Origin of the sequence: Paenibacillus sp. D9 (assembly GCF_001188365.1) — a bacterium.
GTDB classification, from domain to species: Bacteria; Bacillota; Bacilli; order Paenibacillales; family Paenibacillaceae; genus Paenibacillus_O; species Paenibacillus_O humicus.
In genome coordinates, this window is record NZ_JZEJ01000001.1 from 4879227 (window position 1) to 4891405 (window position 12179).

General features: G+C 59.9%; 5 protein-coding genes. All 5 read left to right on the plus strand.

Features of this window, described 5'->3' with window-relative positions; all coding sequences use genetic code 11:
* Positions 1–285 precede the first annotated feature (285 nt).
* Positions 286–8286, plus strand: coding sequence for an S-layer homology domain-containing protein (locus tag VE23_RS21860; RefSeq protein WP_049869107.1), 8001 nt, complete (start codon positions 286–288; stop codon positions 8284–8286).
* An 85-nt stretch (positions 8287–8371) separates the two neighbouring features.
* The gene (locus VE23_RS21865; RefSeq protein ID WP_048749640.1) at positions 8372–9589 is read left to right on the plus strand and encodes a HupE/UreJ family protein; all 1218 of its coding nucleotides are present in this window, start codon (positions 8372–8374) and stop codon (positions 9587–9589) included.
* A gap of 20 nt (positions 9590–9609) precedes the next feature.
* Positions 9610–10836, plus strand: a complete 1227-nt coding sequence (locus VE23_RS21870; RefSeq protein ID WP_021881822.1) for a permease — start codon at positions 9610–9612, stop codon at positions 10834–10836.
* A 14-nt stretch (positions 10837–10850) separates the two neighbouring features.
* Positions 10851–11816: a TIGR03943 family putative permease subunit gene (locus tag VE23_RS21875; protein WP_048749639.1), complete on the plus strand. Its 966-nt coding sequence runs from the start codon at positions 10851–10853 to the stop codon at positions 11814–11816.
* A gap of 24 nt (positions 11817–11840) precedes the next feature.
* Positions 11841–12179: hypothetical protein (locus VE23_RS27140; RefSeq protein ID WP_198156201.1), on the plus strand; the 339-nt coding region annotated here is incomplete at its 3' end.

Sequence of the window (12179 nt, forward strand, 5' to 3'; positions counted from 1 at the left end):
TATTTTCGTCAAAATCAGAAAATTTAGAATCCTTTCCTTGACATACGCTCCCATTTGTTAATCTAGGTTCGACAAATTTCTTTACACAATATAAATATTTTCGTTCTAAAGAACTTATTTACAAAGAAACATAGGTCTTTTATAGTGGATTTATCGGTGAAAAAACGTCCATTCCATATTTTACAAATGTTCAATGTTCGGAAATAAGGAGGAGCGTGGGGACGAATTTTCTTTCATGTACATAGTGGGATCTCTGGCTTGAATAACGAAATGGAGGAAAGTTGAATGCGAATATCAAGAGAGCTTCGTAGATGGATTGCGAAATCGCTTGCTGTCCTGATGGTCATTTCCCTGGCCGTCCCGACGGGATGGATCGGGCGGGCCGCCGCGGCGGACGCCGTTACGCTGGCTTATTGGGCGGGAACAGGAAGCGGGGCTGGCAGCAGCGCCGTAATCCCCGTTACAAGCGGCCTGCCTCAGAATACTAGCGCTCTTCAATTATCCGGCGCGACAATTACGGGCTTTAGCGGAGGTCCGACAGGCATCAGCGGAGTGGTTTCGGCTAATGCGTGGAGCGGCCCCGGAGCATATTGGGAGGCTGCCCTGCAAACGACAGGCTACTCCAACATTTCGGTATCCTCTCTTCAGCGCGGCTCAGGTACCGGCCCACGCGACTTCAAGCTCCAGTACAGCTTGGACAAAACCGCATGGAACGACGTGGCGCAAGGAGATGTAGTTGTCGCGAACAACTGGACCCAGGGCGTTCTGAATGGAGTACCCCTGCCTTCAAGCGCGGACAATCAGAGCCAGTTGTATCTTCGCTGGACACTGGCGACGAATGCTTCCGTTGGAGGGGCAACGATAGGGGCGGCGGGAACAAGCCAGATCGCGGCCGTCAGCGTCACCGGCACGCCGATCGGCTCCGGCGGAAATCCAGGCGTTCCGGTCACGGCGGCGCCTTCCGCCTCTGGAATCAGCCTGACGGATGCAGGCATTCTGACCGGCGCTCCCGGTTCGGTACCTGTAACTTCGTATGTGTATGTATACTACAATGAGGCGGCATCGACTCCTCAGATCAAGCTGCAGGCTGCCGGGGACGGCTCCTTCGGCACGGCGGTCGATACGGCGGACGGCAAGAGCAAAGTATGGGTGACCGCCCAGGAAAGCGGCAAGCAGGAAAGCGCCAAGACGGCGGTATCGGTCGCCAAGTCGGCGACGCCTGATGCCGCCAAGCTCATCTTCGCCAATCCGACGACGCTCACGGGAGCCGCAGGCTCGGTGGCGGGCGGCTCCGCCGTAACAGCGGCGTTCGAGGACGGCACGCAGGCGGGTACGGCAACGGCAGGCCAGGACGGCTCCTTCGCCATGACTCTGTCCAATCCATCCTCCAAGACGAAGGTGCTCGTCGCGGCCAAGGAGCAGGGCAAGCTGAAGAGCGACGCTGCCACAGCCGTGATTCAAGGCTCCGGAGGCGCTCTCGGCTACAAGCCGGGCGACGTCGTCATCAGCCAGGCTTACCTGAACGGCGGCAACAGCGGCGCCTTCTACAAGACGAAATTTTTCGAGCTGTACAATACGACCGACAAGGACATCAACTTCAACAACCAATGGGCTTTGATGTACGGAGGGTCCTCCTCGACGGCATTCGGCACGATTACGAAGCTGACGGGAATCATCAAAGCGCACGGCTACTATCTCGTAGCCGGCAATACAGGAACGGCCGGAGCGGCATTGCCGGTCGATGCCGATCAGACGTCGTCGCTCAATCCGAGCGGCTCCACGGGCGGCATTCTTGCCCTGGCTCAGAAGACGACAGCCGTCTCGGGCGATACGGACAACGATCTGGTCGATCTGCTCGCTTACGGCAACGGCACCACGACGAGCTTCAACATCAAGACCCCGAACTGGGGATCGCCGTTCTTTACTTCCAACGTAGGAAGCGGCACGGTCCTCCGCAAGACGGACGCGGGCTCCGACCCTCGATCCGCGATCGGCCTCGGCAACGGATACTGGACCCGGAACAATGCCAACGATTTTGTCATGAACGTTCCGAACAGCACGGCAGCTCCGGAAGAGATTTCCGTCCGCAACTCGAAATGGATGGCTGCGCCGGATGCCTCCAAGCTGACCCTTTCCGCCTCGTCGGTCCAAGGAACGGCCGGCTCGGTGCCGGCAGCGGCGGCTGTCAGCGTCTATGCGCTGAACGGCAGCGACCTGGCTGCAGCGGGACAAGCTACAAGCGCGGCTGACGGTTCGTTTACGGTGAGCTTGCCGAGCCCGGCTTCCACGGTATACGTGGCATTTGCCGGCGCGGGGAGCTCAAGCGCCTACACACGCCTGGATTCGGCGGATCAAAGCGCTGCCGTTCTCCCGATCGGCACAGCGCGCACGGTCGATGCCAAGGGGCTCCCGCTTCATATCGGCTACCGCACGACGATCCAAGGAACGGTGACGACGGCCAACAAGGCGCTGGGATCGGAAAATACAAGCTTCTACATTCAGGATGCCACCGGCGGCATCAATGTCATCGGCAAGGATACGCCGGCATTCCCGATCGTGCCGGGACAAAAGGTGAAGCTCAGCGGTTATCTGGTCTTCGCGGCGGGCACTTCCGCATTCGTGCCCGTGTCGATGACGGATCAAGGAAGCGGCACGCTTCCAGGCGCCGAGCTGGTCCGTTCGTCGGACCTCGGTTCCTTCGCAGCAGCTGAGCCGCTCGAGGGCAAGCTCGTCCGCATCAAAGCCAAAGTATCGAACATCCCGGCAACGGGTCCGGACTACAACGTCACGGTCGTCGACGGCGAAGGCAATGCGTCGATCGTCCGCATCCTGGCCCAATCCGGCATCGACATGACCGGTACGACGGTGGAGCTGGGCGAAACCTACTCCTTCACCGGCATCGTGGGCCAGAGCAAGGCAGGCTCTCCTTATACGAGCGGCTACTACCTCATGCCCCGCAGCGCGGCAGACGTCCGCGGAGATCTGCAGCTTCAGCACACGCCTTTGCTGAAGGCTTACACCGGAGTCGACGTCACGTTCAAGGCTTCCGCCAAATACGCAGAGTCGGTGACGGTATTCTATCGCGCGGCGGAGGGCCAGGCCTTCACGCCGGTCCAACTGAACTCGGCTGACGGACTCAACTACAACGGCCGGATCGCCAAGGAAAACGTTCCTCCGAACAGCTTCCAATACTATATGGAAGCGGCTGGAGGAGGAGATACGACTTCCGCAGGAAGCGCAGACAAGCCTTACACGGTCGAAGTCGGTACGGATACGGACGGTCCTGCGTTCTTCAATCCGGTTCCGGGCGAAAACGAGGAAGTCGAGACGATGCATCCGATCGTGTCCGTTGAGCTGGAGGATCCGAACGGCGTGGACTTGTCCTCCCTGACGATCGCCATCGACGGCAAAGACCTTACGGCCAAGGCAGCCCTCACCGAGGGATCGATCAAGCTCGCGCTGACTCCCGACGACGATCTCGCTCAAGGCGTCCATGAAGTGCGAGTAACCGCCAAGGACAAGCTGGGCAATCCTTCGGATGCCAGCTGGTCGTTCCGGGTTGCGGAGCGCTTTACGGGCGGCAACCACTACTACGGAACGACGCACAACCATACCAATATTTCGCATGACGCGGCCGGAACACCGGAAGACGCACTCAAAGCCGCCGAGAAGTACGGCTATGATTTCTTCGCCTTCTCCGACCATTCCCATGATATCGACGCCTCGCAGGTAGGCAAGGATACGGTCGACCACAACGGCATGCCGGAGCGCACCGGCGGCTCGGACTGGCAGCTGACCAAGGATTTGGCTACCCAGTACACCAAGGACGGCCAGTTCGTCGTATTCCCTGCGTTCGAGATGACCGCTACCACCTGGGGCCACTCCAACGTTTTCGGGACGACAAACTTCATCGACCGTGTCGTCAGCGGCGGCAAATATCAGAGCCTGCAAAACTATTACGCCTGGATCGTGAGCTATGACGACATCGTCGCTCAGTTCAACCATCCTGCGATGGGCTCCAACGCCTTCAACAACTTCATTCCTTACGACAAAAAAGTAGACAAGCTGTTCACGATGCTCGAAGTGGGCAACGGATCCGGCAACTACTCGTATGCGAACGCGGAGAACAAGTTCTTCAGCGCGCTCGATATCGGATGGCATGTCGCGCCGACGTACGGCGAGGACAACCATGACGCGACCTGGGGCCAGACCAAGCAGCGGACGGTCATCGTCTCCAAGGACTTGAGCCAGGAATCGCTGCTCGATGCGATGAAGAAGATGCGCGTCTACTTCACGGAGGACCCGAGCGCCAAGCTGGATGTATCCGCAAGCGGCTGGTATATGGGCTCCACGACCGACACGAAGACGCTCAACTTCGACATCAAGGTTAGCGATCCGCTGCTCGAGAAAAAAGAGGATCCGAAATTCAGCTACCTGAAATCGCAGTCCAACGACAATATCGCCAAAATCGAGCTGGTCACGAACGGCGGCCGGGTTCTTGAAACCTATACGCCGACTTCCGACACGACCGACTACAATTGGAAGCCGAAAACGATCAATGTCGTCGGCGGCCAGCAGTGGTTCGTCGTTCGCGTGACGCAGAAGGACGGGGACCGCATCTATTCCTCCCCGATCTGGACACCGGTTGAGCCTGTAGCCGTCAAGGTCAACAGCGTCTCGACGACCGACGGCGCCATCATCGGAGGCTACGCGGCGAACCTGCAGGCGGGAATCAGCAACCTGGGCACGGTCGACGTGAAGAACATCACGGCGAAGTTCTACTATGACCAGGCGGATGCCGCCCATCTGATCGGCGAGGCCGGCATCGACTCGCTTGCGGCCAATGCTTCAACGACGGCCAGCGTCGTCTGGAGCAATCCGGTCGCCGGAGAGCACAAGATCATCGTCGTCCTCTCGTCGACGGATAGGGATCTGGGAGAGAACAAGTACGAGCAGATTTTCTCCATCAAGGCCCCGCTCGGCAAGACGATTCTGATCGACGCGTCCAAGAACAACGAGAACACGACGAAGGACGCCGGCACGTACAAGGACAACATGAAGCTGTTCTCCGTGAAGATGAGGCAGCAGGGCTATACGGTAGCGGAAAATGCAGCCGCGATCACCGATGAGGTGCTCAAGGATGCGGCCGTTCTGTATATTTCCCACCCGGCATCCGCTTACAGCAGCTCGGAGATTGCCGCCATCAACCGCTATGTAAGCGGCGGGGGATCGGTCTGGCTGTCGGAGAAGAGCAACTACGGCGGCTCGAACCAGAATCTCAACGATGTCCTGGCGGGAATCAGCTCCGCCGTCAGGGTGAACAACGACGGCGTCTTCGACGAGACGCCGGAGGGCAACTTCTGGAGCAATCCGCTCACGTCCAACTTCTCCGTGCGCGCTCATCCTGCGCCGGTAAGCAATTACCTGACGGATTTCATCTCGACGCTGGATTACTATAGCGGCTCGAGCTTGGCCAAGGCCGGCAAAGAGGCTCTGACGGACGGAAACGGCGTCACGGTCCTCGTCCGCGGCAACGAGACGACCTTCCAGGATACGAGCAGCATCAAGAGCGACACGGTCATCTACAACCAAAGGACGTCCAACGGCAAAAACGGCCCGGCATTGGCGGATGTGACCGGGGGCTCCAGCATCCCGCTCATCGCCTCCGAACAGCTCGGCAAAGGCCGGGTCGTCGTATCGGGCATGAACGTATTCAACGATAAGCAGATGGATGAGACGTACAATGCGAAAGGCAATGCGCCGCTCTCCGTCTCCGTCATGAATTGGCTTGCCGGTCTCGAGACGAAGGCGATTCCGATCGGCGCGGCAAGGACGCTGCCGGAGGAGACGCCGATTATGGTCGAGGGCACCGTTACGACTGCAGCGGGAGTATTCTTCGATGCCTTCTATGTCCAGGACGCTACCGGCGGCATTATGGCCTTCAACGACGTTCCGGCGGGATCGCTGGCCGTCGGAGACAAGGTCCGGGTATACGGGCATGTCAAAATTTTCGAGAACAACACCGAGCTTGAGTTCGGCACATTCGCGCAGAGCGTCGTCAAGGTTTCAAGCGGCGTGCCGCTTGAACCCAAGGCTGTCGGAACGGCGGAGTCCGTGTCGGACAGCTACCAGGGCCAGCTTGTGAAGGTGACCGGCAAGGTGCTGTCCAAGCCGGATGCGAATTCCTTCATCATCGACGACGGCAGCGGTCCGGTGCTCGTCTTCGTAGACGGATACATCGCGACCCAAAGCGGTCCGGTTCCGGATCTCGCTCCGGGCGATATCCTTGAAGCTGCGGGCTTGTCCGGCCGATATGCCGAGGGCGACCGGATCCGGGTGCGCGATACCAAGGAATTGAAGAAGGCAGAATCGGTACCGCTAGTCGAAATTCATTTCGCAAATCCGGGCTTGAAGATCAGGGCGGGAGAAACAGGCAAGCTCGCCGTGAACTTCGTTCCTGTCCAAGCGACCAACAAAGAGCTGCAATGGTCATCGGCGGATGAAACGATCGCAACGGTGACTTACGGAGTCGTCACTGGACTCAAAGCGGGCAAGGTTGCAATCAGCGCGCTCTCGGTCGACTCAGGATTGTCCGCCGTGACAGAGGTCGAAATCGTTCAGCCGGTCACAAGCATAACGCTGGAGCCGAGCGTCCTTGAGCTGACGGAAGGGGAGACAGCCACCCTTCATGCCATCATTGCTCCTGCCGATGCATCGAATCAGGGAGTATCATGGACATCAAGCAACAATCTGGTTGCAGAAGTGAACGACGGCGTCGTTCAAGCCCGCAAAGCCGGTGAAGCGACAGTTACGGCTACGACTTACGATGGCGGGTTTAAGGCCACGGCTATGATCAAGGTCAATGCGGCCACGACGGAGCCGCCGACGACGGAGCCGCCGACGACGGAGCCGCCAACGACAGAGCCGCCGACGACAGAGCCGCCGACGACGGAGCCGCCAACGACAGAGCCGCCGACGACGGAGCCGCCAACGACGGAGCCGCCAACGACGGAGCCGCCGACGACGGAGCCGCCGGCAACGCAGACGCCGACACCGACGGCAAAACCAACGCCGGCGCCGGAAGAGACGCCAACACCGTCAGCGACGCCGACGCCAAAACCAACAGCGACGCCGACAACGGCACCAACAGCGACGCCTGCGCCTACCGCCAGCCCTAGCGGAATCATCGTTGTCAAGCCGGAACAGCTGGCATCCGGCACGGCTGCCGTACAGGTCGCTTCGGACACAACCGAAATCAGGCTTCCGGCGGATTCATCCTCCAAGCTGAAGGCAGAGGGCCTTACGATTGAAGGAGCCGGACATGCATTCGAGCTCGTGATTCCGGCCGAGCTGCTCAAGCAGCTGGAGAGCAAGATCAAGGCATCGGACAGCCAGACGGCCTACCTTTCCTTGAAAATGAACAAGCTGAGCGGCTCGGAAGCGGCAGCCCTTGCGGCAAAAGCCGGGGTTAACTCCGCTGCCGACGTCAAGGCACTCAGCGATATGTATGAATTCACGCTCTCGGCTTGGACAGCGAACGGCGAAGCGGCCGTATTGTCGAGCTTCAACGTGCCGGTCACGCTGCGCTTCAAGCTTCCCGCCACCGATGGAAGCAAGCTGTACGGCATCTACTATGTAGCGGACGACGGCAGGCTGGAGTACATCGGCGGCAAGACGGAGAACGGGGAAATCACCGCTCAAATCAAGCATTTCAGCAAATATGCGGTGCTTGAAGTGAAGAAGTCGTTCGCCGACGTGGCGCCGTCCTATTGGGCGCATGACCTGATTGCCGAGCTTGCGGCCAAGGGAATCGTCAAAGGAACGAGCAGCTCGGCCTTCGAGCCGAAACGTTCCATCACGCGTGCGGAGTTCGCTTCGCTGCTCGTGAACGCCCTTAAGCTCGAAGCAACGAAGGAGACGGCGTTCAAGGATGTTTCGTCCTCCGCCTGGTATGCCGATGCGGTTGGAAAAGCCTATGCCGCAGGCATCATTTCGGGACGCAGCGCGGCTGTCTTCGATCCGAACGGCCTGATTACCCGGGAGGAGATGGTCTCGATGCTGATCAAAGCGTATGAGATCCTTCATGGAGCGGCTGCGGCTCCGTCCCCGCAAGCTGGCGCGGAATTCACCGACCTGGCTAAGGTGGCTCCATGGGCGGTCATCCCGGTGAAGCAGGCCGCATCGCTCGGCCTGATCCAGGGAAGATCCTCGGGACAATTCGTGCCGAAGGGAATCTCGACGCGTGCGGAAGCCGCGCAGCTTCTTTACAACCTGATGCTGAAGTAGCAGCTGCCTTTGATCTGCGATGCTCTTCCCTGAAGAGCATCGCATTTCTTTCATTCACACCATGACTCCGGGAGTTGAATCCACATTGAAAAGAGCCATTAGGCGCCGCCGCCTTCCATTTGTCCTTATCGCCTTGCTGCTGGTCAGCCTGGCATCGGTCGGCGGCGTATCCGCCCATGCGTACAGCGCCAGCTACACGACCCTGGAGCTGAGCAAGTCGGAGACTGCTCTCACCTACGCCATCGACGAGCTGTCCGTCATGGAATTGGCGGGAGGGGACGAGGACAAGAACGGCATGCTGGACGAGGCCGAATTCGAGAGCGTCAAGTCTCGGCTCGGGGAAGTGCTTGAGAGCAAAATCACATTGAAAATAGCCGGAGAAGCTCAAAAGCCGGCAGCTCCCGCCGTCTTAACCCTGGACAGGAAGGGAAGCGGAACCCAAGCGGTCTACCGCGCCTCCTACCCGGCTCCGGTCTCGGGACAGCCGGCTTCGCTCGACGATCAGCTGTATCTGAACGACACCAAGTCCAACTACGTGAACCTGGTTACGATCAAGTACGGCAAGCAGACGAGCACCTCCGCGCTGTCTGGGGGCGACCGCCTGTGGACGCTCCTTCTGACGGAAGCGGATTATGCCTCTCTTCCCGACCATCCGCCCGCAGACGACGGATCGGTTCCGCAGACGGACAGCGGCCAAGCCGGTACGGAGCCCCAAGGAACAGCGGACAAGGCCTCTGACGGCGGAGCCTCGCCTTTCTCCGGCTGGAAATCCTTCTTCAGCCTTGGCGTCCATCATATCCTTGGCGGCTACGACCATCTGCTGTTCCTGTTCTCGCTGCTCATCGCCAGGCAGTCGTTCAAGCAGTACGCGGCTACGATCACCGCTTTCACCGTGGCCCACAGCCTGACGCTGACGCTGACGGTGCTCGGCTGGATCGACGTGCCCGTGTGGATCGTGGAACCGCTGATCGCTCTCAGCATCTGCTACGTAGCGGTCGAAAATATAATCCGCAAAAAAGTCAGCCGCAGATGGGTCTTGACGTTCTTCTTCGGGCTTGTGCACGGGATGGGCTTTGCCGATATTCTCAAGGAAATGAATATTCCGTCCAACCAGCTCGCGGTCAACCTCATCAGCTTCAATCTCGGCATCGAGGCCGTGCAGCTGGCGATCGTCGCCGTTCTGCTGCCGCTCCTGCTGCTGCTTCGCCGCTCCAGGCATGACCGCAAGGTCATGCTGGCGGGTTCTGCCGCTGCTTTGCTGTTCGGAGGCATCTGGCTTGCCGAGCGCGTATTGTCCCTATAAGCCCCTAAGGAGGAAACGCCATGCAGCCTTCTGCCGCAGCCAATGAAGCTGCCAAGCCCAAGTCCAATGCATCGCTACTGGCGCTGTTTCTGCTCGGGGCTGTAACGCTGCTTTACCTTTTTGCCGGAGAGGAGGGCGGCAGCGGGACGGACGGCAAGCTCCAGCTGTTCAAGACGATGTTCCTCAGCCTTCTCATCGAGGCGCTTCCCTTCATCCTGATCGGCGTCGTCGTCTCTGCCCTGCTGCAGGTGTTCGTTCCCGACCGGATCATCCGGAGGGCGATCCCGAAAAACCCGCTGCTCGCCGTGCTTGCGGCAAGCCTGCTCGGCATCATCGTGCCGATCTGCGAATGCGGGATGGTGCCCGCTATCCGCAGGCTGATCCGCAAAGGCATGCCGCTTCATGCCGCGACCGCATTCATATTGGCCGGGCCGATTCTCAATCCGATCGTCCTCTGGTCGACGCTCGCCGCCTTCCGAAGCCATCCGGAAATCGCCTGGATCCGCATGGGCCTCGCTTTCACGGTTGCCATCGCGGCAGGGCTTGCGGTCCATCGCTTCGTCATCGGGCAGGCTCTTCGCGGCGAGGACGCACCGTCGTCCTCCGTGACGGGAACAGCGGCAGGCGTCAAGCCTCCGGACAAAAACCGCGGGCGCGCTTCCCGGCAGCCCGCGGCAAGCTTGTCCCAAGCCGCGAGCCCGCCGCCGTCGAGCTTGCCGAAGGCGGCCAGACTTCATTCCGCAATTCAACCAAAGGCGGCCGGCCTCCATGCCGCAAGTCAACCCGAAGCTGCCGCTCCGCCGTCGCCCTTCCGGGTGCTGGCGCCGGTTCAGAGCCGCAACAGAGGCTTTGAAGCGGCAGGACATGCCGTCAGCGAGTTTTTCGATATGGGCAGATACGTGGTGTTCGGTTCGTTTCTCGTCGCTCTGCTCATGACGTTCGTGGCACAATCCGACCTGGCCTCGCTGGGCGGAGGGAGCGCGGCCGGCAGCATATCCATGATGGCGCTCGGGTTCCTGCTTTCTCTTTGCTCCACGTCGGATGCCTTTATCGCCCAGTCGTTCTCGGCCTCCTTCACCGGCGGATCGCTGATCGCGTTCATGGTGTTCGGCCCGATGATGAACCTTAAGGTCATGCTTATGATGCTTGCCGTCTTCAGAACCCGCTTCGTGCTCGGACTGTGCGCGTTCGCCGCCGTTCTTGTCTTCGCTGCCGCAATCGTTCTGGATATGACGCTGCTACACTAAGGAGGAACGCTGCCATGAGGTTTAAATGGGATGGAATGAAGGCTGACCAGTGGATAAAGGGCCTGATCCTGCTCGGATTCGGCGCGTTCCTGCTGCGGCTGGACTGGACGGGCGAGATGCTGTTATACGTATCCCCGTCCCTGAGAATCTACGCAAGGCTGTCGGCTTACGGGCTTGCGGCGGGAGGGCTGCTGCAGCTGTACCTGTGCGCGGCTCCGGGAAGGTCGCGGCATCTTGCCTGCGCTTGCGGATTGCATTCTGATCCGCATGAACACAGTCATGAACACAGCCATCACAGCCACAGCCATGGCCACAGCCATGACCATGCAGGGCACAGCCATGGCGCGCCTGCGGGAAGCGTGCGGCAGGCGATGCTGTACAGCCTGTTCCTGCTGCCGCTGCTGCTCGGCTTTGCGCTTCCGAATACATCCCTTGCCGGATCGCTGGCCGATTCCAAAGGCATCAATCTGGCCCATGCTCCGGCATCGGGCGGCAGAGCCGTTCAGGGGCCTGGGCAAATCGAGGCTGGGACGGACGGCTTCCATACCGATCTCTACAACAAGGATTACGCCAAGCTGGCGGAATGGCTGTACGCCAAGCCGGAAATCGCGATGGGCGACACCTGGTTCATCGAGTCGCTCAATGCGCTCAATATGTTCCCGGACCGCTTCGAGGGGAAAACAATCACCATGACCGGCTTCGTATACCGTCAGGAGGGATTGACGGATTCCCAGTTCATCGTCGGGAGGATGGCGATGATCCACTGCGCGGCGGATATGATGCCTTACGGCATTATCGCCGTCAACGACTCCGCGTCCCAATTCAAGGACAACAGCTGGGTCAGCGTGACCGGCACGGTAGCCCGCACGGAATACCAGGACCAGCAGGTCATCCAGATCGTCGTGACGGAAGCGAAGGAGGCGAAGCCCTCCGCGGTTCCCTATGTGTACCCGGACGCGGGCTTTGCCGCCAAGCTATAGAGGAATTGAACAGGAGGTGGCATCATGCTGCTGGAGTGGGGAAGCTTGGCTCTTATCGTATTTGTGTCCTTGTACGGAATTTTGGCTTCTTCGGCCGAAGGGGCGCAGTTCCGCCGGCTTGCCGTTTCCGGACTCGCTTTGACGGCAGGGGCGGCTATGGGAGCGGCAGCCGTGCAGGCTGCCGGCTACGGCCTGGCCGTGCCGCTAGCCGCCGCAGTCCTTTTTGCGGCCGCAGGCGCGGCCCTGATGAAGCGCCGCGCTGGAGGAGCCGAAGCGCTGGCCTGGGCCGGCGCTTCCGTCGCAGGCTCGTGCATCGGCATCGCTGCAGGCATGACCGCTTATTCGACGGGCAAGGCGATGTAT